This is a genomic window from Ligilactobacillus apodemi DSM 16634 = JCM 16172, from assembly GCF_001434405.1.
In the GTDB taxonomy this organism is placed as follows: Bacteria; Bacillota; Bacilli; order Lactobacillales; family Lactobacillaceae; genus Ligilactobacillus; species Ligilactobacillus apodemi.
Window position 1 is genome coordinate 193,383 of record NZ_AZFT01000053.1, and the last position, 26,895, is coordinate 220,277.

The window sequence follows — 26,895 nt, forward strand, 5'->3', positions numbered from 1 at the left end:
TCAATCTTTCAACGTTTGCGGTTTTTTTTAAGTTAAATTTCGGATAAAGCGATTTAAATAAGGATTAATACTAAGGATTTCTCGGTTTTTTTGTTTAATTTTAGTGTGTTACACCTTGCAAAAGAAAAATATTGTTGTTATAATTTCAGTGTGCTTGGGAGAGTAGGAATTTACAAATAGTAATTTTTTGTAAACCTACTTTATCATCATCTAATTAAGGTTTGATGAGATCTCTGGACGGTTTGCGTCCCACAGAAAGAGAGACGAATGACTATGCATCAAGAAATCGAGTGGATCGAACGGGTAATTCCTGATGTGATCGATACCATTAGTCGCAGATATGCAGTGTTAAAGCACATTGCGCTGGCAGGTCCGATCGGAAGACGCTCGTTAGCTGATGCAGTGGGCATGAGTGAACGAATTTTGCGGACAGAAGCCGATTGCTTGAAAAAGCAAGACTTGATTGCGACAACTAAGTCAGGCATGATCTTGACCGATAAGGGTCGTGAAGTTATTCAGGGATTATCTAGTTTCATTGATCAGTTATTAGATCTTAAACAATTAGAAGTTCAGTTGAGTCAAAAACTCGGCATTACAAATTGTTTAGTGGTCGCTGGTAACAGCGATAATGATCGTGATGTGGTCGATGAAATGGGAAAGTTAGTTACCAACACTTTAAAGACATTATTGCCACATGGAAAAAATGTGATCGCAGCGATGGGTGGAACAACAATGGCACAAATTGCTGATTGTCTTACACCTGAGATCTCAAGAAATCGTGAGTTGCTTTTTGTACCGGCTCGTGGTGGCTTGGGAGAACGCGTTGAGATTCAGGCGAATAATGTTTGTGCTCGGATGGCATTATGTACTGGCGGGAAAAGCCGTTCATTATATGTTCCCGAGCAGGTAAGCGAGAGTACGTATCGTCCGCTATTAAAGGAACCGGCTATTCAAGAAGTAGTCGCGTTGATCAAGCAAAGTAATGCTGTGATCCACAGCATTGGTACGGCAATGCATATGGCTCATCGGCGCTCAATGTCAAAAGACTTGGTCGCAATGCTCAAAGAAAAAAGAGCAGTTGGTGAAGCCTTTGGTTATTTCTTTGATGAAAGTGGACGTGTCGTGTATCGGATCTCTCGTATCGGGATCCAGTTAGAAGACCTCGCTTCTATGGACTGTGTAGTTGCGGTCGCTGGTGGTGCTTCCAAAGCAAAAGCGATCGTCTCCTACATGAATCACGCTCCCAAACAAACGTGTTTGATCACGGATGAAGGAGCTGCAAAGGCGATTTTAAAAGAGTAGTGTTTAATCATTACTTTTTAAAATAAATTTTTATTTCCTAAAGGAGGAAATTGTAGTATGACTACTAAAGTAGGTATTAATGGTTTTGGTCGTATCGGCCGTTTGGCATTCCGTCGTATTGCTGAAACATCAAAAGATTTGGAAATCGTTGCTATCAACGACTTAACATCTCCAGCAATGTTAGCACACTTGTTGAAATATGACACAGCTCATGGTCAATTCGCAGGTGAAGTTTCCGCAACAGAAAACGCACTTATCGTTAACGGTAAGGAAATTCCTGTTTACGCAGAAGCAGATGCACGTAACATTCCTTGGGTTAAGAACGATGGCGTAGACTTGGTTCTTGAATCAACAGGTTTCTACACATCTCCAGAAAAGGCACAAGCACACATCGATGCAGGTGCTAAGAAAGTTCTTGTTTCAGCTCCAGCCGGCAAGATGAAGACAATCGTTTACGGTGTTAACGATGATACATTGACACCAGAAGACAAGATCGTTTCTGCTGCTTCATGTACAACAAACTGCTTGGCACCACTTGCTAAAGCTGTTAACGATGCATTTGGCATCAAAGCTGGTACAATGACAACAATCCACGCTTACACAGCTACACAAAAATTACAAGATGGTCCAGATCGCGGTGGTAACGTACGTAACGCACGTGCTGCAGCTCAAAACACAATTCCTCACTCAACAGGTGCTGCTAAAGCTATCGGCTTAGTTGTTCCAGAATTGAACGGCAAGTTAGACGGTCATGCACAACGTGTTCCTGTTATCACAGGTTCATTAACAGAATTAGTTGCAACTCTTGACAAAGAAGTTACAGCTGAAGAAGTTAACGAAGCAGTTAAGAAAGTTACAGAAAACAACCCATCATTTGGTTACAATGCTGACGGTATCGTTTCTTCCGATATCATTGGTACATCATTTGGTTCAATCTTCGACCCAACACAAACACAAGTTGTTGGCGAAGGCGATGCACAAGTTGTTAAGACTGTTGCATGGTACGACAACGAAGCTGGCTTTACAGCACAAATGATCCGTACATTAGAAAAATTTGCAAGCATGCTTTAAGATTTAGCTAAACGCTAATTTTTAACTTGTTAAGCAGGTTATGAGGCGGGGGGAGGCAGACTCCTTCCGCCTTTTATTTTTTAAAATTTATGGAGGGTTACTTTATGTCTAAACTTATTGTTTCAGATTTAAAAGATCTTAAAGGTAAAAAAGTTTTAGTTCGTGTTGACTTTAATGTTCCTATCAAAGACGGTGTGATCGGTGACGACAACCGTGTTAAGGCAGCATTGCCAACAATCAAATATATCACAGACAACGGTGGCAAGGCTATCTTGTTCTCACACCTTGGTCGTGTAAAAACAGAAGAAGACAAAGCTAAGTTGTCCTTACGTCCAGTTGCAGAACATTTAGCTGATCTTTTAGGTAAGAAAGTTACATTTGTACCTGCTACACGTGGTGCACAATTAGAAGAAGCTATCGCTGAAATGGAAGATGGCGACGTTTTAGTTGTTGAAAATACACGTTTTGAAGACTTAGACGGTAAGAAAGAATCTGGTAACGATCCAGAACTTGGCAAGTACTGGGCATCTCTTGGCGATGTATTCGTTAACGATGCATTTGGTACAGCTCACCGTGCACATGCTTCTAACGTTGGTATCGCAAGTAACATGGACCAAGCAGCAGCTGGTTTCTTATTAGAAAAAGAAATCAAGTTCTTAGGTGAAGCTGTTGACACCCCAGAACATCCATTTGTTGCTATCTTAGGTGGTGCTAAAGTTTCTGACAAGATCGGTGTGATCGAACACTTACTTGACAAAGCTGACAAGATCATCGTTGGTGGTGGGATGACATACACATTCTACGCTGCTAAAGGTATCAAGATCGGTAACTCTTTAGTTGAAGAAGACAAGATCGATTTAGCTAAAGAATTGCTTGCAAAAGCTGGCGACAAGATCGTGTTACCAGTTGATAACGTATGCGCAACAGAATTCAACAATGATGCTCCTACAAAAGTATTTGAAGGCGATATTGAAGATGGCTACATGGCTCTTGATATTGGACCAAAATCAGTTGAATTGTTCAAAGATGTCTTGAAAGACGCTAAGACAGTTGTTTGGAACGGACCTATGGGTGTCTTTGAAATGCCAAACTTTGCTAAGGGTACACTTGGCGTTGGTGAATTCTTAGGTACATTATCCGATGCAACAACAATCGTCGGTGGTGGGGACTCCACAGCTGCTGTTAATGAATTAGGCGTTGCTGAAAAATTAACACACATTTCTACTGGTGGTGGCGCTTCACTTGAATATCTTGAAGGTAAGACACTTCCTGGTATTGCTGCTGTTTCCAACAAATAATAACCATTGATCACAGCTGACAGGGGTAAGTTATTTGCCCCTGCCAGTTTGTTTAAACAATTTTCTTTGAAAGGATGATTTTTGTGCGTACACCAATTATTGCAGGTAACTGGAAGATGAACATGAATCCAGAACAAACTGCGGAATTTGTAAAAGCTGTTAAAGATAAATTACCAAAAGCAACAGAAGTAGAAGCAGTTATCGCTGCTCCAGCTGTTGACTTACCAGCATTATTAGAAAATGCTAAAGGTTCTGAATTAAAAGTGGCTGCTGAAAATTGCTACTTTGAAGATGAAGGTGCCTTTACAGGTGAAACTTCACCTAAAGTATTGAAAGAAATGGGCGTTGACTATGTAATCATCGGTCACTCAGAACGTCGCGATTACTTCCATGAAACAGATGAAGACATCAACAAAAAAGCACATGCTATCTTTAACAATGGCATGACACCAATCGTTTGCTGTGGTGAATCTTTAGAAACTCGTGAAGCTGGTAAGGCTGAAGAATGGGTTGAAGCACAAGTTAAGGCTGCTCTTAAAGATTTAACAGCAGAACAAGTTGCTAACTTGGTTATTGCTTACGAACCAATCTGGGCTATCGGTACAGGTAAAACAGCTACATCTGACCAAGCAGAAGAAATCTGTGCAGTTGTAAGAAAGACTGTTGCTGATTTATACGACCAAGACGTAGCAGATAAGGTACGTATCCAATACGGTGGTTCTGTAAAACCTGCTAACGTTAAAGAATTAATGGCTAAACCAAACATCGATGGTGGTTTAGTTGGTGGGGCTTCTTTAGTTCCTGAATCATACTTGGAATTGGTTAATTTCAACGACTAAGATTAATTTTTACTTGGACCTTCATAAAATCAATTGAAAGTTCCGTCTAAAACCATTAAAATAATGGATGAGGACAATATTTCTCAAAGTCAATCAAACTAAAAGGAGAGTAATATTTTATGTCTGCAATTACAGAAATTTATGCTCGCGAAGTCTTAGACTCACGTGGCAACCCAACAGTTGAAGCTGAAGTTTACACAGAAGATGGTGGTTTTGGTCGCGGTATCGTGCCTTCCGGTGCTTCTACAGGTGAACACGAAGCTGTTGAATTGCGTGACGGCGACAAGTCACGTTACATGGGCAAAGGTGTTACAAAAGCTGTTGCTAATGTAAATGATGTTATCGCAAAAGAAATCGTTGGCTACGAAGTAACAGACCAAATCGCAATCGACAAAGCTATGATCGCTTTGGACGGTACACCAAACAAAGGTAAGCTTGGTGCTAACGCTATCTTGGCTGTTTCCATCGCTGTTGCTCGTGCAGCTGCTGATGAACTACAAGTGCCATTGTACAACTACATGGGTGGTACAAACGCACACGTATTACCAACACCAATGATGAACGTTATCAACGGTGGTGCACACTCAGATAACAAGGTTGACTTCCAAGAATTCATGATCATGCCTGTTGGTGCTTCTTCAATCAAAGAAGCTGTACGCATGGGTTCTGAAACATTCCACAACTTGCAAAAACTTCTTGCAGCTGATGGTAAGGTAACTTCTGTTGGTGACGAAGGTGGTTTTGCACCTGACTTTGCTAACAACGAAGAACCATTACAATACTTGATCAAAGCTATCGAAGCTGCTGGTTACAAGCCAGGTAAAGATATCTCTATCGCTATCGACGTTGCTTCTTCCGAACTTTGGGATGGCGAAACAGGCAAGTACAAACTTCGTTGGTCAACTGGTGAAGAATTCACAACTGCTGAATTCATCAAGTACCTTGAAGGTTTAGTTGCTAAATACCCAATCATCTCAATTGAAGATCCTATCGACGAAAACAACTGGGATGACTGGAAAGAAATCACAGCTGAACTTGGTAAGAAAGTTCAATTGGTTGGTGACGACTTCTTCGTTACAAACACACAATACTTAGCTAAAGGTATCCGCATGGGTTGTGCTAACTCCATCTTGATCAAAGTTAACCAAATCGGTACTTTGACAGAAACTTTTGAAGCTATCGAAATGGCTAAGGAAGCTGGTTACACAGCTATCGTTTCCCACCGTTCTGGTGAAACAGAAGATACAACAATTGCTGACTTGGTTGTTGCTACAAACGCAGGCCAAATCAAGACAGGTTCTATGAGCCGTACAGACCGTATCGCTAAGTACAACCAATTAATGCGTATCGAAGATCAATTAACAAGTGGTGTTGCTGAATACAAAGGCATCAACTCCTTCTACAACTTGAGCGAACAAGCTCGTCAAGCTATCGAAGAAAAATAATTAGTTGATTGATTGACTTAATTATCTTGTAGCTTAGCTACTATTTAGAGAAGAGATCTGTTTAGGCAGGTCTCTTTTCTTTTTACATATTTGTTAATTTTGGGGAAACAACTGAATATAATTTTAGGTGAATCAAGATGATATTAAATAATTTAAAAAAGCTAAACTTTATTCGTGTTAAATTTATTTTGCGTGGTGCGTTAGTTGGGGTCATTTCAGGGCTAGTGGTAAGTTTTTTTCGCTTAGCGATCGAAACGATCTTAACGACCGTTCAGCACTTGTTTTTAGCCTGGAAAAGTGGGGTAATGCCAGGCATGATTTTACTTTTATTCTTTTTGCTTGTTTTGGGGGTCAATGCCCACTTTTTAAAATCTGAACCCAATATTAGTGGTTCGGGGATCCCACAAGTTGAAGGACAGTTAGCAAGTGTTTTATCGCTAAATTGGTGGTCAGTTTTATGGCGTAAGTGGATCGGTGGCGTACTATCGATCGGCTCAGGACTTTATTTAGGCCGGGAAGGTCCATCGATCCAATTGGGAGCAAGTGTCGGTCAAGGGGTAGCCGAGTATCTACATTTAAGTTCGACTAAAAAACGTTGCCTAATTGCCGGAGGGGCTGCAGCTGGTTTGGCTTCAGCATTTAATGCCCCGATCGCAGCCTCTTTATTTGTGGTAGAAGAAGTCTACCATAATTTTTCACCTTTTATTTGGACGACTTCATTAGCAGCTGCTGTTACCGCAAACTTTGTCTCACTTAACTTTTTTGGCTTAAAGCCAGTTCTTTATATGCCGCAAGAACATTCTTTTCCAATCAGTGATTATTGGCAATTAATTGTGCTTGGTGTTCTTTTAGGCTGTTTTGGTCTACTATACGAATATTTAACGTTAAATTGTGGTCGTCTCTATCAAAAAATAAAATTTTTGTCACCACGTTTTTATGGGGTGATTCCGTTGATCTTATTATTTTTTATCGGGTATTTTTGGCCTCAAACGCTTGGTGGTGGTAATCATTTGATTACTGGGCTAGCACAGGCAAATTACTCACTTATGATCTTAGTTGGGTTATTTGCACTGCGACTGTGTTTTTCTGTTTTATCATATGGCTCAAGTCTACCTGGAGGGATCTTTTTACCGATCTTAACACTTGGTTCGCTTCTAGGAGCGATTTATTGGGCGGTTGCCTTTCAGCTGGGAATTTTATCAAGTGGGGTATTGGTCAATTGCATAATTTATGCGATGGCAGGTTATTTTGCTTGTATTGGAAAAGCGCCTTTTACCGCTATTTTGCTTGTAACTGAGATGGTCGGGACCTTGGAACATTTAATGCCGTTAGCTTTAGTGTCGTTAACAGCGTATGCAGTTTTTGATATGTTACATGGACGCCCGATCTATGAAGCAATGCTAGAAAATTTAGTGAAACATCGGGGGCAACAAGCGCTTTTGACAGGTGAACAGCAAAAAGATCAATTGGAATGGCCAATTTTTGTTGGTTCAAAATTACAAGATAAAATGATCTCTCAAATAAATTGGCCTAAAGAATGTCTAGTTTTAGCAGTGCGCAGAGGGGAAAAAGAAATGTTGGCTCACGGTAAAACTGTACTTAAAGCGGGAGATACGTTGCTCATTTTAGTTGCAAATGAGCAAGTACAGGCGGTGCGGACGGCATTACAAAAAATGTCAGCTTAATTGTGACTGGAAAATTTCTGTTAGATATGCTAAATTATAGTAGATGTAGTTTACCATAGCGGGTAAGGAGGTACATACTTTGTACAATATACTCTTAACATTATTGCTGATCGTTGCTGTTTTGATCATCGTTGCTGTCTTAATGCAACCGGCTAAAACTGATAATGCCTCATCAGCTTTATCAGGTGGAGCAACTGAGTTATTCAGCAAACAAAAACCACGGGGCTTTGAAGCGTTTATGCAAAGAGTCACAGCTGTTTTAGGAATTATCTTCTTTGCGCTTTCATTAGCTTTAGTATATATTTCAGCACGCTAGCTCCAAATAGTAAAGCCTCCTGCATAATAAAAACAGGGGGCTTTTTTCAGTGTATTAGTCGCTTTTTAGTTAGCAGATGTGGTATAACAGTGATGAGTGTTAATTATTTCGAAATGATGAGGATATAAATGGAAAAAGAAAAAATAAAAGAATCACTTGTAAATTATATGGAAAGTGAACCTGATAAAAAATTCACAGTACAAGAACTAGCAGATAAATTAGAGATGAATAAGGCGGGCCAATTTAATTTTGTTGTGCAAGCAGTCGCACAACTTGAACACGATAAGGTCATCAAGTTGGACGATGAAGGTTCTTTTGCAATTGTAAAAGAAGAACCAGTGCAACGTTTTACGGGGATTTTTCATGCAAATGATCGGGGCTTTGGCTTTGTAACGGTCGATCCAGAAGAGCCAGATTATTTTATCAATCCAACGCAAACTCTTTCTGCATTGAATGGGGATGAAGTTGAGGTTGAAATGATCGAGGCTGGTGATCCTGCAAGCGGGAAACGCCCTGAAGGTAAAGTTACGGGAATTGTACAACGTAATTTAACTCAAGTAGTGGGAGAATTTAAAGCGGCAGAAGATGAGAACCTTCCTGCGGGTATTATTGGAACAATCCACTTGCGAGATAAAAAGTTATCCAATTATCGTTTTCTAGTAGAAGACAAGGGACTTTCGCCGGTTCCCGGAGAAATCGTCTTAGCTGACATTACAGCTTATCCAAGTAGTGATTTACCAGGAATCATTAAAGGGGTAGCAACTAAAGTCATTGGGAATGTCAATGATCCAGGGATCGATATTTTACAAATCGTTTATCAACATGATATTCCGCATACTTTCCCAGACGATGTGATGGAACAAATTGCAGATATTCCTGATCATGTAACGGAAGCTGAAAAAGTTGGGCGGCGCGATTTAACAGATGAACCAATGGTCACGATCGACAGTATCGAATCAAAAGACTTGGATGATGCGGTCAGTGTCCGTAAATTAGCTAACGGCAATTACCATTTGGGGGTTCATATTGCGGATGTGTCACACTATGTTACCCCTAATACTCCGTTGGATCGGGAAGCTTTTGAACGTGGAACCTCGGTTTATTTAACAGACCGTGTTATTCCAATGATTCCGGCTAAGCTTTCTAATGGGATCTGTTCTTTGAATCCTAAAGTTGAACGTTTGGCCTTAACTTGTGAAATGGAGATCGATCCGGAAGGTAAGGTTGTTTCCCACGAAATTTTCCCAAGTGTGATCAAAACAACTGAACGGATGACTTATAAGGCAATCAACAAAATCTTAGAAGCAGACGACCAAAAGGCTAAGGAACGCTATGCTGATCTTGTACCGATGTTTAAGGAAATGGGCGAATTGCATAAAATTTTGCTTAAAATGCGTAAACGTCGTGGTGCCATCGAATTTGAAGATACTGAAGCTAAAATCATTGTCGATGAAAAAGGTCATGCGATCGATATCCAATTGCGTCAACGTGGTACAAGTGAACGGATGATCGAATCCTTTATGTTGGCTGCAAATGAAACTGTTGCAGCTCATTATAAAAATCTAAACGTGCCATTCATTTACCGGATCCACGAAACACCAAAAGAAGAAAAAATCAAATCATTCTTTGAAATGCTTTCGGGCCTAGGAGTAGAAGTAACTGGGAAACTCAGTGATATTCAACCAAAAATGCTACAAGGTATTTTGAAAAAAGTCGCAGGTAAGCCAGAAGAGCCAATGGTTTCAGTAATGTTATTGCGTTCGATGCAACAAGCTAAATATTCGCCAGAACCATTAGGTCACTTTGGTTTAGCAGCAAAAGATTACACCCACTTTACTTCACCAATCAGACGTTATCCTGACTTGATGGCACACCGGATGATCCACTATTATGCTGACAATGGGATCGGGGAAAATAGCCAAGCTAAATTCCAAACACAGTTGCCAGAAGTCAGCCAACATAGCTCACAAGCCGAAAGACGAGCAATTGATGCCGAACGTGATACCGATGCAATGAAAAAAGCCGAATATATGGCTGATCATGTGGGTGAAGAATTTGATGCGGTCGTAAGTTCAGTTACGAAGTTCGGGATGTTTGTTGAACTACCAAATACGGTCGAAGGTTTGATCCATATCAGTGAGATCAATGACGACTACTATGTCTTTGTTGAAAAACAAATGGCCTTGGTCGGACGTAAGACAAAGCAAACTTACCGTATTGGACAACCGATCAAAGTAAAATTAGTTAACGTTAATGCTGAGCAAAAAGAGATCGATTTTAAATTATTGAATTTAGGTGAAGCACCAAAAACAGATCTTTTAGACGGGGTTGAATTGCCAGAAATGCCACCACGTAAGAAATTTGACCGTAAAAATGGTGATAAACGTGGTCCAAAACGTCCATATAAAAAGCATAGTAAACGTCCACGTGACCACAAACGTAATTCACAAAATCAAAATGGGCGTAAACCATTTTATAAAAAAAGACGTGAACGTAAATAATTTTAAAAAGGACTGAAGTAAATGGCCAAACAAGTACAAAAGGACCGACCTTTAGCCCAAAATCGCAAGGCAAGTCATGATTACTATATCTTAGATACCATTGAAGCAGGGATCGCCTTGACTGGGACTGAGATCAAGTCAGTGCGTGCCGGCAGAATCAATTTAAAAGATGGTTTTGCTCAAATCAAAAATGGTGAGGCATGGTTAATGAACGTGCATATTTCTGAGTATACGCAAGGGAATCGGTTTAACCACGATCCTTTACGAAATCGCAAGTTATTGTTGCACAAAAAGCAAATCATGCGCTTAGCGGAAGAAACAAGTGGAAAAGGGATCACTTTAGTCCCACTAAAGGTCTATTTAAAAAATGGTTTTGCAAAAGTTTTACTTGGAATCGCTCAAGGTAAACATAACTATGATAAACGTGAAACGATTAAACGGCGTGACCAAGAACGTGAAATTCGCAGAACTTTAAAAAATTATGGCTAGAAAATAGTGAGTAAAAGCTTAAAAATACCCCCTAAGTTGGACCAAAAATCTAACCTAGGGGGTATTTTATTTTTAAGCAAGAGGATTCAGTGGATCAACTTGTTGGTTTAAGTTTTCAAAGCGATAAACGGCTCTTTCACCACCGATCAATTTAGGTCGTGAACTCAAATAAGTAACATGTGCATCACCGACTTCTTTGATCGATGTTCTGACAGGGATCTGAACAAATTTAACGTGCATCCCGATTGCGGTATCACCAATATCCATCCCACCTTTTGCAATGACGTGTTCAACTTCAACCGGATCATTGAAGTGTTCAAAGGCCGCAACTTGAGTAGCACCACCAGCATGAAGGCTAGGGCAAACGGAAACGATTTCGAAGCCATGGTTTTCTGCAACTTCTCTTTCCATGGCTAAGGCACGGTTTAGATGTTCACAGCCTTGCACTGCAAGATCGATTTGGAGTGGTTCTAAAACTGAAGTAACTGTTTCGATCACTGTGCGACCAACGTCTAAATTTGAATATTTTCCGATTTTTTTGCCTTGGATCTCGCTGGTGCTACAACCAAGTACAAAGAGTTCGTGTTTTTTAAAATCAGCTTGCTCCAAAAATTCGGTCAAGCCGGTCTTGATTTGGTTAGAAATTGTTTTTAATTCATCTGTTTGCATAAAAACCATCCTTACTTTTTATTAATTAGTTCATATTTCATTATATACCAAGAATTTGAGACAAAGAAAAATCCTTTAAAAAAGTTTCACAGCCACTTGAGTGCTTATTTTTTTGATAAAGACGCACTTCGTTTTGGTTATATTGTTTTCAATATATATAGTACAGCTTTGTGAAACCAAACACTATATGTTGTGTTTAAAAGCAAATGGTTATATCATATAAAGTGGTTAAGGAATTATTATGTATTTAAAGATAGATAGTATATTGAGTTAGATAGTTAGTATGTTGAAACAAGTGGACCATGATAGGATGAAAAATCGTGGTTCATTTTCAATTTAAAGACTATCTTTAGAAGGGATCTGAAGGTTATGATGCAAGTTGAAAACTATCAAAAATATAAGTTGCCAAAAATGGTGATCAAAACGGATGGTTATGAGGTGCCATTTGGACTTTATAAATTAGAAACTGTTTTGGCTAAGTTAGGTCTTGCTGACCAAAGTGAAACTATTTTAGTTGAGTTATTAAAAAAACTCGGTCATGCTCAAGTTGTTAAAACGACAGTGATCTATGATGAGTTGCTTTCCGTTTTAAAAAAGCATGGTTATGAAAAAGAAGCAACTGCATTTATTACTGTACATAAACTTGACGAAGAAGACTGGGCTAAACAAACTGATCCAGCAGTCCGTTTGAGTCGTCTCCAATCTAAAGATCCAAGCTTAGTGCATGAAAATGCCAATAAAGATAGCAATGTTTTTAACACGCAACGCGACCTAACTGCTGGAACTGTGGGAAAAACGTTAGGACTACGTATGATGCCTAAACACGTGGCTAAAGCTCATTTACGCGGTGATATTCACTACCATGATCTTGACTATACACCATGGAGTCCCATGACTAACTGTTGTTTGATCGACTTTAAAGAAATGTTAACGAATGGGTTTAAGATCGGCAATGCCGAAGTTGAAAGTCCACATTCGATCCAAACAGCTACAGCACAAATGTCACAGATCATTGCTAATGTGGCTTCAAGTCAGTATGGTGGGTGTTCGGCTGACCGAATCGATGAAGTATTAGAACCCTTTGCAATGAAGAATTATGAGAAGCATTTAGCTGAATCAAAAGAATATATCGAAGACCCTGCAAAGCAAGAAGAATTCGCTAAAAAGCGGACTAAAAAAGATATCTATGATGCAATGCAAGCCTTAGAATACGAAATCAACACGCTCTTTTCTTCGCAAGGTCAAACACCTTTTACAACGTTAGGTTTTGGTTTAGGAACGTCATGGATCTCACGTGAGATTCAAAAGTCCATTCTAAAAATTCGGATCGGTGGTTTGGGACGTGAAAAACGGACTGCTATTTTTCCTAAATTAGTCTTTACGATCAAAAAAGGTCTCAATTTAAAACCAGGGGATCCTAATTACGATATTAAACAACTAGCCGTTGAGTGTGCTACTAAGCGGATGTATCCTGATGTTTTGATGTACGATAAAATCAAGGAATTGACGGGGAGTTTTAAAGCACCAATGGGATGTCGTTCATTTTTACAAGGCTGGAAAGATGAACAAGGCAGTGAAGTAAATTCGGGGCGCATGAACTTAGGTGTGGTTACCTTGAATCTACCACGGATCGCTTTAGAATCAAAAGGTGATAAGGCTCTCTTTTGGAAGATTTTTAATGATAAGCTTCAAGTATGTAAAACGGCACTAGACTTTAAGGTCAATCGCGTGTTAGACGCTGTGCCAGAAAACGCGCCGATCCTATATCAATACGGTGCATTTGGTCAACGTTTAAAGCCAGGTGAAGATGTTTCTAAGCTTTTCAAAAATGAACGCGCAACGGTTTCGATCGGCTATATTGGTCTTTACGAAGTTGGTACAACATTTTATGGTCCAAATTGGGAACACAATAAAGAAGCTCATGATTTTACGTTAGAGATCGTCAAACAACTACATGATGCTTGTCTAGTTTGGTCTAAAGAAAGTGGCTATCATTTTAGTGTCTATTCAACTCCAAGTGAATCTTTAACGGATCGTTTCTGTAAGTTAGATACAGAGCGTTTTGGTGAGGTAAAAGACATCACGGATAAGGATTACTATACTAATAGTTTCCACTATGATGTTCGAAAACACCCAACCCCATTTGAAAAATTACAATTTGAAATGGATTACCCTAAGTACGCTGCGGGTGGTTTTATTCATTATTGTGAATATCCTAACTTGCGTCAAAATCCTAAGGCTTTAGAAGCAGTTTGGGATTTTGCGTATGATAAAGTTGGGTATTTGGGGACTAACACGCCAATTGACCATTGTTATAAGTGTGGCTTTGAAGGTGAATTTAAGGCAACTGCGCGGGGCTTTGAATGTCCTGATTGTGGTAACCATGACCCTAAGACTTGTGATTGTGTTAAGCGGACTTGTGGTTATTTAGGTAATCCATTACAACGTCCAATGGTGCATGGACGCCATGCTGAAATTGCTTCACGCGCTAAAAATATTGGACCGGGGATGGTTTTTGATGAGTAAAGGTGATTCTATGTTACGGATCACGGTTGGTGGTGATACAGCTTTTGTTGAAGCTGATCAAATCAAAGAAACAGCACGTAAAGAACCCAAGAAACCAGCGCGACGTAAACCCAAAAATCCGAAACCACAAGAATGGTTAGCCAAAGATCTAAGTCAGTTACGGATCGCTGATTATAAGCCATTTAACTTTGTTGATGGTGAAGGTGTCCGGTGTAGTCTGTATGTTAGTGGCTGTAAGTTTGCTTGTCCAGGTTGCTATAATAAAGTTGCTCAAAGCTTTAATTATGGTTCGTTATATACCCAAGAGTTGGAAGACCAAATTATTGCTGATCTTGGACAAGATTATGTTCAGGGGTTAACGTTACTAGGCGGCGAACCATTTTTAAATACCCAAGTTTGTTTACGTTTAGTTGATCGAATTCGAAAAGAATATGGTCATACTAAGGATATTTGGTCATGGACAGGGTATACGTGGGATGAATTGCAACTTGAATCTGAGGATAAACTAGAATTATTATCAAAAATTGATATTTTAGTAGATGGACGTTTTATGGAAGATCTGAAAGATTTGACCTTGCAGTTCCGTGGTAGTTCAAATCAAAGAATTATTGATGTGCCAAAATCTTTAGCAGCTGATAAAGTTGTGATCTGGGATTGTTTAGAAAGATAAACATAAAAATAATAAGCTATGATATTGCATATAGCTTATGAATATTGTGAACAACACAATTTTCGACACACGAATTTATGGCATTTTTGAATTTAAATTCATAGATTTTTATTTATGTATAATTTGAAACTTATCGTTAATGGGGATGAATAAATAAATTTTTTTAATAAAATAACTAAAAGTATAGTATCCTTGTTAATAGTTTAGAAAATTTCTAAATTGTTAGCGAGGATATTTTTTAGAAAAAAGGTATCAATTTTTTAAAATAGGTGTATAATAATGAATGAGGATATATATTGTATGGTTGCACCAGGTTTTATGAAGAAGGGGCGATTTATATGGTTACCTTATACACATCACCAAGTTGCACGTCATGTCGCAAGGCACGTGCATGGCTTAAAAATCATGATATCTCTTATAGTGAGAGAAACATTTTTTCGGAACCATTGAGTATTGATGAGATCAAGCAAATTTTGCAAATGACAGAAGATGGAACAGAAGAAATTATTTCTAAACGTTCAAAGGCGTATCAAGAATTAGATATCAACATCGAAGAAATGCCATTGCAAGAACTGCTCGATTTAGTTCAAACACATCCCGGCCTGTTAAGACGACCAATTATTATGGATGAAAAGAGACTTCAAGTCGGATACAACGAAGATGAAATTCGTCGTTTCCTTCCACGCGAAGTACGAGCACTCGAATTACGACGTGCACGTGAATTAGCGGGTTTCTAAAGTTTATAATAAGATACATTATAGATTAGACCATTCAAGTTTTTTGGGTGGTCTTTTTTGATAATTTTTGGTATGATAAGTGTTGCAAATTAAGTGTTTTTGCGAGCATTTAAGTAGGAAAGGGAGGATCACAGATGGAAATGGAAAAGGTTAATGAGAATACTATTCGGGTATTACTCGGAACTGAAGATTTGACCGATCGTGGCATCACCGTCCTGGATCTACTTGGTAATCAAAAAGAAATCGAAAATTTCTTTTTCAGCATTTTAGAAGAGGTCGATAAAGACCATGAATTTCGTGATAATGATGCAGTAACTTTCCAATTGATCCCTAATCAAAATGGGTTGGAATTGTTTATCACAAAGGTTGACCCAAACAAGACAGAAAGTTCGAGTTCACTACCACGGAATGCTTCAAGTAAAAGTGGACAAGACGATCAACAGTTAAACATTGCAGGTGCGGGGATCGGTAACGATTTAGCTGATTATATTAGAAAACAGCTGACCGAAGACAATGAGAAGTATCAACGTCAAACACCTGCGTTGACTGATGACGGAGATGGAGTTTCGGGTTACTTGAATACAGATAAAGACTCGCAATATCGTTATTTAGTTAGTTTTGCAGACTTCGAAGATTTTATTCAACTTGCAAAATCATTTAATTATGATAGTACAGTCTCAAATCTATATAGTCTCGATGGTATTTACTATCTTGAACTAGTTTTCTTTGCTGATCAGATGGAACCAGCTGATGTTCAAGATGCAATGGCGTTAGTTTATGAATATGGTAAAAAAGAGCAATTTGAATCTGCAGTAGTCAAAGAACGTGGAAAATGTCTCATGGAACATGCTGCCTTTGAGCTAGCACGTTATCATTTTGGCTAAATTTTAGGCAACTATGCATATTTTGCATAGTTGCTTTTTTTTAAATGAATTATTCCTTTTACTGCGTATTTACTTAGTGAAGGGGATGAACGTGATGTTTTATGGAATTACAGGAGATAAAAAATTAGTTGCTGCAAATCAGGCGGATAAAAATATGACTTATTATTGTCCGCAATGTAAAAAATTACTTATTTTACGACAAGGAAGGCATAATTTACCCCATTTTGCCCATATGAGAACAGCTTGTTTGGCCTTTAGTGAAGGTGAAACAGGTGAACATTTACAAGGTAAAAAATTTTTACTGGCTTTTTTTGCTAAATATTACGACCATGTAGAACTTGAAGCGTATCTTAGTGAACTAAAACAGCGTCCTGATCTACTGGTTTTTAGAAAAGCTAATAAAAACTTAGCCGTAGAATTTCAGTGTGCGCCTTTAACCTATGACAAACTATCTGAGCGTTCGACTGGTTATCGTCAGCAAGGTCTAGCTTTCTTTTGGTTTTTAGGCAAAAAGAACTATCGGCTAGGCAAAAGAATGACTCAAAAAATAGCTCAATTTCTTAATTGGTCAGCTGTGCGCGGTTTTTATTTGATTTATGTTGATGTAGTTCAAAAAAGAATTGAAGTTGCTTATCAGCTTCAAATGGTTGATTTTTTACCACTTAGATATTTACGTTGGTATACTAGTGATTTTTTACAATTAAGGTCATTTTTTAAAAGCTATCAGCTGACCTATGTTCCGATGGTCTTACCAAATGATCACATGCATCAGTTACGTGTATTGCAAAAAATGCGTTATTATTCACGCGGAGAAATGTTTTCTTTACAAAAAACAGCATATGTAAAGCAAGCTAATTTGGATGAAATTATTGCGAGAGGTTTAAATTTTATCCCATATAGTCCGATTTATTGCAAAGCTTTATTTTGGTGGCATGCGCAAGCTTTGGTAGTTAATGAAAATGTTGATGTGAAAAAAATAGCCCAAAATTTTGGGTACCAGCTGGCTTTTTTAAATAGTGAAACCTTTATTTTAATGGATATTTGTCGCCTTTTTTTGAAATAAGTACGAAAGGGGTTGCAATTCCAGATAAAAATTTCTAAAATTAAGGCACTAAGAAGAAATGAGGTGTGGCGGATGGCAGCAGTCAAACGTTTACCAAAAAGAGAAGAAGTTGCCGTTGAATTAACGTGGGACTTAGAAAAAATCTTTAAAAATGATGCTGAATTTGAAGCAAAATTTAGCGAAGTTGCGCAAAAAGCACGTGAATTTAACAAGTTTAAGGGAACTCTGGGTGAAAGTGCAAATGCGCTCTTAGTCGCTTTAGAGGAATTATTAGCTTTAGAACGGACCTTAGAAGTTGTCTATGTTTATGCTAGCATGAAAAATGACCAAGACACAGCCGAAGCTAAGTATCAGGCGTTAATGTCACGGGTGCAAAAATTACTGGCGGATGTATCAACCGCAACTGCTTGGTTCCAACCGGAGTTATTAGCACTTGATCCCCAGACATTAGCTACTTATTTCACAAATGAGCCCAAGTTAGACCAATATCGAACCTTGATCAATGATTGGACGCGGTTACGTGCACATGTTTTAAGTGAACAAGAAGAATCTTTGTTAGCTGGTGCCAGTGATATCTTGGCGAATGCTTCAAATGTTTTTGAAGTTTTAAACAATGCCGATTTGAAGTTTCCGATCGTGACAAACGAAAAAGAAGAACAAGTAGAACTTTCAAACGGTGTTTACGGTACGTTGTTAGAGTCGACCGATCGCCGAGTTCGTAAAGAAGCTTTTGAAAAGTTATACGAAGTTTATCACCAATTTAGACATACGTTTGCGACGACTTTGGCTGCTCATGTACGTAAGCATAATTTCTCAGCACAGATCCGTCACTATCAAAGTGCCAAAGAAGCAGCTTTAGCACAAAATGAGATCCCAGTAGCTGTTTACGATACATTGGTCAAAACTGTAAATGAGAATCTACCGTTATTGCACCAATACGTGGCTTTACGCAAGCAAGTCTTACAACTTGATGAATTGCACATGTATGATATGTACACGCCACTAACTGGTGAACCAACGTTGACTTTTACGTATGAAGAAGCTAAGCAAATGGCGCTTGAAGCGCTTAGTGTCTTAGGGGAAGATTATTTAAAACATGTAAGTGAAGCTTTTGATAAACGTTGGATCGATGTGGTTGCTAATGCTGGCAAACGTAGCGGGGCCTACTCAGGTGGTGCCTATGACACTGCACCATATATTTTACTTAATTGGCAAGATACACTGGATAACTTATTTACCTTAGTGCATGAAATGGGTCACTCAATGCATAGCTACTATACACGCCAAAATCAACCTTATCAATATGGTGATTATTCGATTTTTGTGGCAGAAATTGCTTCGACAACTAATGAAAATCTATTGACGCAGTACTTGCTAGAAACTCAAACTGATCCTAAAGTGCGGGCATATGTCTTGAATCACTATTTGGATGGCTTTAAAGGAACGGTTTACCGCCAAACCCAATTTGCTGAATTTGAAGCTTGGTTACACGAACAAGATGCTAAGCAGGTGCCATTGACTGCAGATATGATTTCTGATTTTTATGGTAAATTAAATGCACATTATTATGGCCCAAGTGTTGAGAATGATGAACAAATTGCTTTTGAATGGGCAAGGATCCCTCATTTTTATTACAATTTCTACGTTTATCAATATGCCACTGGTTTTGGGGCTGCTGCAACTTTAGCAACACGCATTTTGGATGAAGATCCAGAGCATACCAAAGCTTACTTAGATTATTTAAAAGCTGGTTGTTCTAAAGCACCACTTGAAGTTATGAAAAAAGCTGGGGTAGATATGACAAATGGGCAATATCTAGAAAAAGCTTTTAAAGTGTTTGCTGAGCGCTTAGCGGAGTTGAACAGTTTATTGACCGTCTAATTGGATAAAATAAAAAACAGGTAAGTTTCTCTTTTTTGAGAAATTTACCTGTTTTTATTGTAATCAAGAAATTACTTTTTCAATTGGTGAACTGTGGGGGCTAAGTTTTGTCTGCCAAAGGTTTTCTTCGAGCAAACAAATTCTTTACTACCGTTACCTAAGATCAATTCTTCTAAAGTTGCAAGTGAAGCACAATCTTCAAATGAAACAGCCCATTCAAATCCATCTATATCGTAAATAACTACAGATGGAGGAGTATCGACGTTCATTTCAGCTGCTAGTTTTTGATCAGCGCGAAAGCTGTTAACTGCAAGTTCAGAGCGACGGTCACTTTGAAAGACCTCTAAATCTAGCTTACTTTTCTTAGCTGCGATCATTACAACTTCTTCACTGTATTTCTTATGTTCAACGTGAAGTTGGTGTTGAACACTCATTAAAAAATCACGCCCACGTCTACGCCCTTGGAAAAGAGCGGCTTTATAATCGAGAATAGCGTGATATAAAATCTGGGAAACGTGATTGCGGACTTGCAATGAATTTCCGGTAATCTCCATGATAGACATAGCCTTGGACACTGTTTGCAAGTTCAAAAGTGGGATAAAACGAATCTGGATCTTCTTAGATGACTCTTCAGCAAGTTTTAAAATGTTTTGTTCCGCTTCATAGCATTTAGCGCCAAGAGGATTTACAAACAAATACATCTCTAACATTGTGTTTTCCTCCACTTGAGTAATAATATTCCTTTTTTACTATATTTATACTTTAAGCAAAAAAAGCTAATTTTGCAATAATTCTGACTTAAAAGGTTTACAAAAGCGTTTTCTTTTTGAAGGTGAGAGAAATAAGTTGATTTTATTTATATAAAATGGTACCACTTTGTAAAATATAGTCAGCCTGTGTTAAACTGTTAAAGTATGGAAAGGTGGTGATTTATTTAATGGAAGACGATTGGAGTAGGTTTTTTGAACCCTATGAACAAGCTGTAAATGAGCTAAAGTTAAAATTAAGAGCATTGCGGGCTCAGTTTAAAAAGGCTGGCAACCGTAGTCCGATTGAATATGTCACCGGCAGAGTAAAACCAAAAGCAAGTATTTTGGAAAAAATGAATAGACGACGTATCAAAGAGGCTCGCTTGGAACAAGATATGGAAGATATTGCGGGGATCCGCATTATGTGCCAATTTGTTGAAGATATTTACCGAGTTGTTGAACTTTTACGTAAACGTCAAGATATGCAAGTGGTAGAAGAACGTGACTATATAAAAGTTAGAAAAGATAGTGGCTACCGTTCTTATCATTTAGTAGTTTTGTATCCAGTTCAATTGATCGATGAGCAAAAAATGATCAAAGTTGAAATTCAGATTCGCACCTTGGCGATGAATTTTTGGGCGACGATCGAACATTCGCTCAATTATAAATATCAAGGTGACATTCCACCTGAGATCGCGCAAAGGTTACAAAAAAGTGCTGAGATAGCTTTTGCACTTGACCAAGAAATGTCCAGTATTCGTGAAGAAGTAAATGAAGCCCAACACTTATTTGAAAATAAAGAAAAACATCTAAAATAGCTTTGGGTGACGACGGAAGTGAAAAAAATGAAAATCGCAATTTTTGCAAACAAACGACCTAAATCTCAAGCAATAAAACAAAAGTTACAACAAAAGTTTATCGAACGACATTTTATTTTAGATGACAAAGATCCTGATGTGGTGATTTCGATCGGCGGAGATGGAACCTTACTTTCGGCGTTTCATCATTATCAAGATAATTTAGAAAAGATTCGTTTTGTCGGTGTTCATACCGGACATTTGGGTTTTTATACCGATTGGCGTGATGATGAGATTGACGATTTAGTGGTAAGTTTACAATCTGATAATCGTCAAGCTGTAAGCTATCCTTTATTAGAAGTATCGGTCAAATATGCTGATAGTCCTACCCGAGCGCGTTATTTAGCGTTGAATGAATCTACCTTAAAGCGTAATAGTGCTACTATGGTAACAGATGTTTATATTGGTGGTGAGCTATTTGAGCGCTTTAGAGGGGATGGTTTGTGTGTTTCCACCCCTACAGGATCGACAGCTTATAATAAGTCGCTTGATGGGGCAGTAGTGCACCCAAATTTAGAAGTTTTGCAGATTGCCGAGATCGGGTCGATCAATAATCGTGTTTTCCGGACGCTTAGTTCACCAATGATTATTGCCCCCAATGATTGGATCACTTTTAGACCAACTAAAGGGAGCGATTTTATCCTAACAGTCGATTCGGACTCATATCATAATCGGAAAATTTGTGAAATTCAATATAAAGTATCCAAGCGAAGGATCTACTTTGCAAAATATCGTCACATGCATTTTTGGCGACGAGTACAAGAGGCGTTTATAGGAACTGAAGATGAAGATAGAATGGATTTATAAGGAAGAAACTCCCTGTCATGTAAAAACTTTTTTAAAACAAAAAGGTGTTTCGCGCAGATTATCGGCTAAAATTCGACATGAGGGTGGCGAATTATTAGTCAATCATGCTTCTGGGCGAATCGTCGATAAGTTAAAACAAGGTGATGTTATCACGATCACCTTACCACCGGAACACCCACGAAAAAGACAAGTAAAACCTTCGTATGTTCCGTTAGACATCGTGTATGAAGATGATCACTTTTTGATTGTAAATAAACCTGCACATTTGACTACGATTCCTTCACCTTTACCGCATCAACGAAGTGACTCATTGGTAAATCGAATTGTAGGGTATTATACTTTGCAGGATTATCAACAAAGCGTAGTTCATATTGCTACTCGCTTAGATCGTGATACGACTGGGCTTGTGTTGGTTGCTAAGCACCGTTATGCGCATGCTTTGATCGATCAACAACAACAAGCGCACACAATAAAAAAAGAGTATCTTGCTTTTCTTAGTGGTAATTTAACGAAAAAACATTTTCAAGTAGCATTACCGATCGGTAGGAAGCCTAACAGTATGATCGAACGGATGGTAACAGCTAACGGACAGCCAGCCAAAACGGAATATTGGCGTGAACAGGCATTAGACAAGATGACGATCTATCGTATTTTATTGCACACTGGTCGGACTCACCAGATCAGGGTCCATAGTGCTTTTTTAGGCCATCCTTTAGTCGGCGATCAACTATATGGTGGTCAAAAACAAGTGCCATTATTTAGACAAGCACTGCACTGCCATCGTTTACGGTTTTATCATCCATTTTTAGAAAAAGAAATTGAATTTGTAAGTGATATTCCACGAGATATGCAAGAATATTTGCAAAAATTAGAAAAGAGGGATGAGAATGGCTGAAAATCTGGTGAATACTCAAGCAACTGAGGAAAAGATCATCCAGCTTCTGAACAGCCAAAAAGCACGGCAATTCAGAGAAAATTATTTAGACTTACACGTCTATGAACAAGCTCAAATTTTTACGGAATTAAATAAACAACAAAGGGCGAGGCTCTATCGCTATTTAACGGCAAATGAAGTAGGTGACATGTTTGACGCGATCGAAGATGAACCAGAAGAAGTCGTAAAGTATTTTGAAGAGATGGCACCACAATATGCTGCAAATGTAATTGACGAAATGTATACCGATAATGCGGTTGATATTTTGGCGTACGTTCCTAAAAAGGAATTAGCAGGTTATTTGCGACTCTTACCGACCGAAAAAGCAGCTGAGATTCGTGAAATGTTATACTACGAAGATAAGACGGCCGGGGCGATCATGTCCACTGAATATGTTGAGATCGTGGGTAATCAAACCGTACGTTCTGCCATGCATGTAGTAAAACGTGAGGCAAGTGAAGCAGAAACGATTTACTACATTTATGTAGTTGAACCTGATAACAAACTGATCGGTGTGTTGACTTTACGTGATCTATTGATAAACGACGATGATGAGATGATCAGTGATATTATGACTACTCCAGTTATGTCAGTTAAAGTTTCCGATGATCAAGCCGAAGTTGCGCAAACGATTCGTGATTATAACTTCTTAGCAATTCCGGTAACAGATTATGAAGGAAAATTGATCGGGATCATCAACGTTGACGATATTATTGACGTTATTGATGAAGAGTCTGCAGAAGATTATTCCGGGTTGGCTGCGGTTGATACCGAAGAAATCGCCGATAACCCGCTAAAAGCAGCTAGTAATCGTCTTCCATGGCTAATCGTGTTGCTTTTATTAGGGATGTCGACGACTACATTGATCTCGCATTATGAAGGCATGATCAGCCAAGCAAGTATTTTAGCAATTTTTGTTTCCTCAATTACGGGGACGGCCGGAAATGCGGGGACGCAAAGTTTAGCGGTGGCAATTAGACGTTTGTCAAGCCGTGATGAAGATAAGCCTTCGATTTATCGTCAATTTATCCTTGAATTGTTGACTGGCTTGGTTACGGGCTTGATTACTGGAGCAACGATCTTTTTGATTGTTGGTCTGTGGAAACAAAATTTTGTTTTAGGTTTTGTGATCGGGATGGCAATGACATGTGCAATCACAGTCGCTAATTTAGCGGGGAGCTTTATTCCTAATTTGATGAATAAGATCGGAGTAGATCCAGCGGTAGCATCGGGACCGTTTATTTCAACTTTAAGTGATTTGACTTCTGTGTTGATCTACTTTAATATTGCTAAACTATTTATGAAATTTTTCATGGGGACATAAAAAAGGTGATTTAACAATGTTGATGCTTATTATATTTTTGGCGTTTTTAGTAACTGCAGGTGCTTTTGGCTACACGATGTATCATGAGCCTCGTTCATTATGGGCTGGGGCAACTTGTACCGCGTTTTTAGCGATGAGCGTTGCGTTTATTTTATCGATTCTTTTCCACTATAGTGAAGTGATCATGGCACATCAGCCAGTGCATATTTTGCTTAGTTTGTTAGCGATGGTGGTAGTACTTGTAGGATTGATGTTACCCTTCATTTTGATCTTAGCTTTTTTATACAATGGTATTAAGATCTTATTTAAGGAAGGTTTCAAACCACATAATTTATTATCGCTATTTTTTGCTTTTCTTTGTATTGGGTACCTATTTGTGTGGCCATTAGTAGGAGATCTTAGCAACCGCAATATTTGGCGCTATACCTATGAATATTTGGGGACCCTTGCGCTTTATTTTATTGGCGTAATGATGATGTATACCTTGACACTATGGCTAAATTTACTTCATTTTAAGCGAAATAAACTTGATTATATCGTAGTATTAGGTGCTGGATTAAATGGGACAGAAGTTACTCTTTTACTAGCAGCCCGAATTGATCGGGCGATCAAAGTTTATCAAAAAAATCCGCACATGAAATTGATCATGTCTGGTGGTAAAGGACCGGATGAAGTTATTGCAGAAGCAGAAGCAATGAAAAATTATGCAGTTAAACAAGGCGTGCCTGCCGAAGATATTTTGGTAGAAAATAAGTCAACGACGACATATGAAAATATTTTATTTTCACATAAATTAATGAAACCAGATGCTAAATTTGGTATCGCAACGAATTCCTATCACGTTTACCGTGCGTTAGTAATTGCTAAAAGACAAGGGTTAAAATGTGTGGGTTTTGGTGCCAAAACGCGGTGGTATTTTACCTTAAATGCGTTTATGCGTGAATATATTGCATATTTGCGAATCACATATAAATTACAACTAAGTGTAGTTACGCTAATCGGATTAATGTATATGGTATTTGCTTTGATAAAATTTTAGCTAAAAAAAGACCTCGAAAATTTCCGAGGTCTTTTTTAGTTTTAAAGAATCTTTGTACCGTGCACAGCTTTGACGTTTAAAGCATCAGCCACGGCTTGGGCATTTTGGGCAGTGATCTTTCCACCAGGAAGAATTGTAATGCGGCCATCTGCATAAGCAATAAGTTCTTTTAAATGTTCGAAATTACCTTCGATCGGTGTATCACTAGAACCACCATGGGTTAAAATACGACTGAATCCTTGTTCGACTGCCCAGTCGATCGCTTCTTTTTGTGCTGGTAAAGATAGTTGGTCAAAGGCCATATTAAATACGAGTTCCATGCCTCCAGCAGCAGCGATCAAAGTTTCCATTGCCTCATAATCGATTTGGTCGTCAGCGGTTAGAGCTCCGATGCATACCGCATCAGCGCCTACTGCTTGTGCCTCTAAAATATCGGCTTCCATGATTTTTAGTTCAATATCATTGTAGACAAAATTACCACCACGAGCACGTACTAAAATAACTAAGGGAATATTTTTTTCATGGGTATATTTAATGGCTTCACCCATAACACCTTTGCTGACTGTAGTACCACCGACAGCAAGATTATCACAAAGTTCAATGCGATTAGCACCATTTAAAATTGCTTGTGGTAAATTAGTATAATTTTCAAGACAAACTTCTTTATAAAGCATTTATTTCATTCCTTTGTTACAAAAGTAATTTTTAAGCGTTAGTTGGATCAAAATAGACACAAACTCCTTCAGGTAGGGGAATATCTTGGCTCAATAATGTCAAAGTACCTTGGGCTTGATCACGTTGATAAACGCTGATATTGTCAGTTTCTTGGTTGACTACCACGAGAAATTTATCAGTTAGATCAAGCGCAAAGTCACGTGGAAATGCTCCTTTGGTGTCTACCAATTGTAGTAATTGTGGTTTTTTGGTAGTTACATCAAAAACGGCTACTGAATCGTGACCACGATTTGAGACATAAACAAAATGTCCGTCTTGGGAAATTTTGATTGCAGCCGCGCCGTTATGTTGTCCCCAATTTTCAGGGATCGTTGACACCGTATTTAATAGGGCAAAAGTACCACCATTTTTATCGTAGTGCAGGGTTGATAAAGTACTGGAGAGTTCACCTACTAGATAGGCAGTTTCGTTGTCTGGGGCAAAAACTAAATGTCTAGGTCCTAAGCCTGGTTTAGTTTTTAAGACCGCTACAAATTTGAGTTTGCCGGTTTCGGTCACATCATAAGTTGTAATCGTATCATTGCCAAGATCAACAGCAACTAAGCGTCCGTCTGGAGTTAAATCAGTATAGTGAATATGCGCACTATCTTGTTCATGACGTGGACCATATCCTTTATGCGTGACCGTATCACATAAGGTAAGCGCTTTACCATTATCAAACTGGTAAACCTTGATCTGACCAGTATGATAGTTAGCTGTATAAATAAAATGACGTTTTTGATCGTATGCAATATAACACGGATTTGGTTCTTCGGTCAACGCATCGGCTAAAAGTGCATAACTATCTTGACTTGGATCATAGGCAGCGATTCCGCCTAGAGGACCTTCTTTAGCGATCGTAAGCAAAGTATTATCTGGAGAGATCGTCAAATAAGTTGGATTTTCAACCGCAACGACTGGTTGTGGAGTGCTTAAAGTACCAGTGGTTGGATCGAAAGTAGCCCGATAGATCCCTTGGCTACTTTTTTTAGTATACGTACCAAAATAAATATTTTCTTTCATCAAGGTGCACCTAATATACTATATTGCGCTTGTGTCACGAACACAGGTCTATAGTATCCTTTCTGTAATAAT

The 26,895-nt window shown here is 38.6% G+C and carries 24 protein-coding genes; 20 read left to right on the forward strand and 4 right to left on the reverse strand.

What is annotated here, in order from left to right; translation table 11 throughout:
* Positions 1–273 precede the first annotated feature (273 nt).
* The 9 genes from FC32_RS06265 to smpB all read left to right on the forward strand — a co-directional run bounded on the left by FC32_RS06265 (position 274) and on the right by smpB (position 10,946).
* Positions 274–1,302: a sugar-binding transcriptional regulator gene (locus FC32_RS06265; protein WP_025086626.1), complete on the forward strand. Its 1,029-nt coding sequence runs from the start codon at positions 274–276 to the stop codon at positions 1,300–1,302.
* Between the two features lie 57 nt (positions 1,303–1,359).
* Complete coding sequence (gene gap / locus FC32_RS06270; RefSeq protein WP_025086627.1) at positions 1,360–2,373, forward strand: type I glyceraldehyde-3-phosphate dehydrogenase; 1,014 nt, start codon at positions 1,360–1,362, stop codon at positions 2,371–2,373.
* A 104-nt stretch (positions 2,374–2,477) separates the two neighbouring features.
* Positions 2,478–3,671, forward strand: coding sequence for a phosphoglycerate kinase (locus tag FC32_RS06275; RefSeq protein ID WP_025086628.1), 1,194 nt, complete (start codon positions 2,478–2,480; stop codon positions 3,669–3,671).
* Positions 3,672–3,754: 83 nt separating this feature from the next.
* On the forward strand, positions 3,755–4,510 hold the full coding sequence (gene tpiA, locus FC32_RS06280) for a triose-phosphate isomerase (RefSeq protein ID WP_025086629.1): 756 nt from the start codon (positions 3,755–3,757) through the stop codon (positions 4,508–4,510).
* Positions 4,511–4,629: 119 nt separating this feature from the next.
* Entirely contained in the window at positions 4,630–5,955 is a 1,326-nt protein-coding gene (gene eno / locus FC32_RS06285) for a phosphopyruvate hydratase (protein WP_025086630.1), read from the forward strand.
* Positions 5,956–6,092: 137 nt separating this feature from the next.
* The gene (locus tag FC32_RS06290; protein ID WP_025086631.1) at positions 6,093–7,640 is read left to right on the forward strand and encodes a ClC family H(+)/Cl(-) exchange transporter; all 1,548 of its coding nucleotides are present in this window, start codon (positions 6,093–6,095) and stop codon (positions 7,638–7,640) included.
* Positions 7,641–7,719: 79 nt separating this feature from the next.
* Positions 7,720–7,956 carry a preprotein translocase subunit SecG gene (secG, locus tag FC32_RS06295; protein WP_025086632.1) on the forward strand — a complete coding sequence of 79 codons (237 nt, stop codon included), beginning with the start codon at positions 7,720–7,722 and terminating at the stop codon, positions 7,954–7,956.
* Between the two features lie 128 nt (positions 7,957–8,084).
* Complete coding sequence (rnr, locus tag FC32_RS06300) at positions 8,085–10,457, forward strand: ribonuclease R (RefSeq protein WP_025086633.1); 2,373 nt, start codon at positions 8,085–8,087, stop codon at positions 10,455–10,457.
* Between the two features lie 21 nt (positions 10,458–10,478).
* Complete coding sequence (gene smpB / locus FC32_RS06305) at positions 10,479–10,946, forward strand: SsrA-binding protein SmpB (protein WP_025086634.1); 468 nt, start codon at positions 10,479–10,481, stop codon at positions 10,944–10,946.
* Positions 10,947–11,018: 72 nt separating this feature from the next.
* On the opposite strand, the gene FC32_RS06310 is transcribed toward smpB, so the two are convergent.
* Positions 11,019–11,615 carry a TIGR01440 family protein gene (locus FC32_RS06310; RefSeq protein ID WP_025086635.1) on the reverse strand — a complete coding sequence of 199 codons (597 nt, stop codon included), beginning with the start codon at positions 11,613–11,615 and terminating at the stop codon, positions 11,019–11,021.
* A gap of 369 nt (positions 11,616–11,984) precedes the next feature.
* On the opposite strand from FC32_RS06310, the gene nrdD reads away from it, so the two are divergent.
* The 6 genes from nrdD (at position 11,985) to pepF (ending at position 19,376) form a co-directional block, all read left to right on the forward strand.
* Complete coding sequence (gene nrdD / locus FC32_RS06315) at positions 11,985–14,141, forward strand: anaerobic ribonucleoside-triphosphate reductase (protein WP_056957331.1); 2,157 nt, start codon at positions 11,985–11,987, stop codon at positions 14,139–14,141.
* Entirely contained in the window at positions 14,134–14,811 is a 678-nt protein-coding gene (gene nrdG / locus FC32_RS06320; RefSeq protein WP_025086636.1) for an anaerobic ribonucleoside-triphosphate reductase activating protein, read from the forward strand. Before nrdD ends, nrdG begins: the two co-directional genes overlap by 8 nt.
* Before the next feature lie 338 nt (positions 14,812–15,149).
* Positions 15,150–15,548, forward strand: coding sequence for a transcriptional regulator SpxA (gene spxA / locus FC32_RS06325; protein ID WP_025086637.1), 399 nt, complete (start codon positions 15,150–15,152; stop codon positions 15,546–15,548).
* 134 nt (positions 15,549–15,682) lie between these two features.
* Positions 15,683–16,432, forward strand: coding sequence for an adaptor protein MecA (locus FC32_RS06330; protein ID WP_025086638.1), 750 nt, complete (start codon positions 15,683–15,685; stop codon positions 16,430–16,432).
* Positions 16,433–16,526: 94 nt separating this feature from the next.
* Positions 16,527–17,495 (forward strand): competence protein CoiA, encoded by a 969-nt coding sequence (locus tag FC32_RS06335; protein WP_025086639.1) that lies wholly within the window; start codon positions 16,527–16,529, stop codon positions 17,493–17,495.
* Positions 17,496–17,567: 72 nt separating this feature from the next.
* Positions 17,568–19,376 carry an oligoendopeptidase F gene (gene pepF, locus FC32_RS06340; RefSeq protein ID WP_025086640.1) on the forward strand — a complete coding sequence of 603 codons (1,809 nt, stop codon included), beginning with the start codon at positions 17,568–17,570 and terminating at the stop codon, positions 19,374–19,376.
* A gap of 71 nt (positions 19,377–19,447) precedes the next feature.
* On the opposite strand, the gene FC32_RS06345 is transcribed toward pepF, so the two are convergent.
* A complete protein-coding gene (locus FC32_RS06345; RefSeq protein WP_025086641.1) occupies positions 19,448–20,086 on the reverse strand; it encodes a DsbA family protein in 639 nt (212 codons plus the stop codon).
* A 227-nt stretch (positions 20,087–20,313) separates the two neighbouring features.
* Between FC32_RS06345 and yjbM the strand changes: the two genes are divergently transcribed.
* The 5 genes from yjbM to FC32_RS06370 are packed head-to-tail and all read left to right on the forward strand — an operon-like array spanning position 20,314 to position 25,086.
* Entirely contained in the window at positions 20,314–20,943 is a 630-nt protein-coding gene (yjbM, locus tag FC32_RS06350; protein ID WP_025086642.1) for a GTP diphosphokinase, read from the forward strand.
* Positions 20,944–20,970: 27 nt separating this feature from the next.
* On the forward strand, positions 20,971–21,789 hold the full coding sequence (locus FC32_RS06355; RefSeq protein WP_025086643.1) for an NAD kinase: 819 nt from the start codon (positions 20,971–20,973) through the stop codon (positions 21,787–21,789).
* Positions 21,767–22,684, forward strand: coding sequence for an RluA family pseudouridine synthase (locus FC32_RS06360; RefSeq protein WP_025086644.1), 918 nt, complete (start codon positions 21,767–21,769; stop codon positions 22,682–22,684). Before FC32_RS06355 ends, FC32_RS06360 begins: the two co-directional genes overlap by 23 nt.
* Positions 22,677–24,047, forward strand: a complete 1,371-nt coding sequence (gene mgtE / locus FC32_RS06365; RefSeq protein WP_056957332.1) for a magnesium transporter — start codon at positions 22,677–22,679, stop codon at positions 24,045–24,047. The genes FC32_RS06360 and mgtE overlap by 8 nt, the downstream gene beginning before the upstream one ends.
* Before the next feature lie 22 nt (positions 24,048–24,069).
* Positions 24,070–25,086: a YdcF family protein gene (locus FC32_RS06370; protein ID WP_025086645.1), complete on the forward strand. Its 1,017-nt coding sequence runs from the start codon at positions 24,070–24,072 to the stop codon at positions 25,084–25,086.
* A gap of 41 nt (positions 25,087–25,127) precedes the next feature.
* Here the strand turns inward: FC32_RS06370 and FC32_RS06375 are convergent, their stop codons facing one another.
* Positions 25,128–25,760, reverse strand: coding sequence for a copper homeostasis protein CutC (locus FC32_RS06375; protein WP_025086646.1), 633 nt, complete (start codon positions 25,758–25,760; stop codon positions 25,128–25,130).
* A gap of 31 nt (positions 25,761–25,791) precedes the next feature.
* Positions 25,792–26,823, reverse strand: coding sequence for a lactonase family protein (locus FC32_RS06380; protein ID WP_025086647.1), 1,032 nt, complete (start codon positions 26,821–26,823; stop codon positions 25,792–25,794).
* Positions 26,824–26,895: the final 72 nt, after the last annotated feature.

Coding starts and splice junctions, on each gene's coding strand:
- nrdD (WP_056957331.1), top strand. CDS start 11,985: ATGATGCAAGTTGAAAACTATCAAAAATATAAGTTGCCAAAAATGGTG.
- gap (WP_025086627.1), top strand. CDS start 1,360: ATGACTACTAAAGTAGGTATTAATGGTTTTGGTCGTATCGGCCGTTTG.
- spxA (WP_025086637.1), top strand. CDS start 15,150: ATGGTTACCTTATACACATCACCAAGTTGCACGTCATGTCGCAAGGCA.
- FC32_RS06380 (WP_025086647.1), bottom strand. CDS start 26,823: ATGAAAGAAAATATTTATTTTGGTACGTATACTAAAAAAAGTAGCCAA.
- nrdG (WP_025086636.1), top strand. CDS start 14,134: ATGAGTAAAGGTGATTCTATGTTACGGATCACGGTTGGTGGTGATACA.
- FC32_RS06265 (WP_025086626.1), top strand. CDS start 274: ATGCATCAAGAAATCGAGTGGATCGAACGGGTAATTCCTGATGTGATC.
- FC32_RS06290 (WP_025086631.1), top strand. CDS start 6,093: ATGATATTAAATAATTTAAAAAAGCTAAACTTTATTCGTGTTAAATTT.
- FC32_RS06370 (WP_025086645.1), top strand. CDS start 24,070: ATGCTTATTATATTTTTGGCGTTTTTAGTAACTGCAGGTGCTTTTGGC.
- FC32_RS06335 (WP_025086639.1), top strand. CDS start 16,527: ATGTTTTATGGAATTACAGGAGATAAAAAATTAGTTGCTGCAAATCAG.
- pepF (WP_025086640.1), top strand. CDS start 17,568: ATGGCAGCAGTCAAACGTTTACCAAAAAGAGAAGAAGTTGCCGTTGAA.
- FC32_RS06275 (WP_025086628.1), top strand. CDS start 2,478: ATGTCTAAACTTATTGTTTCAGATTTAAAAGATCTTAAAGGTAAAAAA.
- FC32_RS06355 (WP_025086643.1), top strand. CDS start 20,971: ATGAAAATCGCAATTTTTGCAAACAAACGACCTAAATCTCAAGCAATA.
- FC32_RS06330 (WP_025086638.1), top strand. CDS start 15,683: ATGGAAATGGAAAAGGTTAATGAGAATACTATTCGGGTATTACTCGGA.
- FC32_RS06360 (WP_025086644.1), top strand. CDS start 21,767: ATGAAGATAGAATGGATTTATAAGGAAGAAACTCCCTGTCATGTAAAA.
- smpB (WP_025086634.1), top strand. CDS start 10,479: ATGGCCAAACAAGTACAAAAGGACCGACCTTTAGCCCAAAATCGCAAG.
- FC32_RS06310 (WP_025086635.1), bottom strand. CDS start 11,615: ATGCAAACAGATGAATTAAAAACAATTTCTAACCAAATCAAGACCGGC.
- eno (WP_025086630.1), top strand. CDS start 4,630: ATGTCTGCAATTACAGAAATTTATGCTCGCGAAGTCTTAGACTCACGT.
- FC32_RS06375 (WP_025086646.1), bottom strand. CDS start 25,760: ATGCTTTATAAAGAAGTTTGTCTTGAAAATTATACTAATTTACCACAA.
- rnr (WP_025086633.1), top strand. CDS start 8,085: ATGGAAAAAGAAAAAATAAAAGAATCACTTGTAAATTATATGGAAAGT.
- yjbM (WP_025086642.1), top strand. CDS start 20,314: ATGGAAGACGATTGGAGTAGGTTTTTTGAACCCTATGAACAAGCTGTA.
- mgtE (WP_056957332.1), top strand. CDS start 22,677: ATGGCTGAAAATCTGGTGAATACTCAAGCAACTGAGGAAAAGATCATC.
- FC32_RS06345 (WP_025086641.1), bottom strand. CDS start 20,086: ATGTTAGAGATGTATTTGTTTGTAAATCCTCTTGGCGCTAAATGCTAT.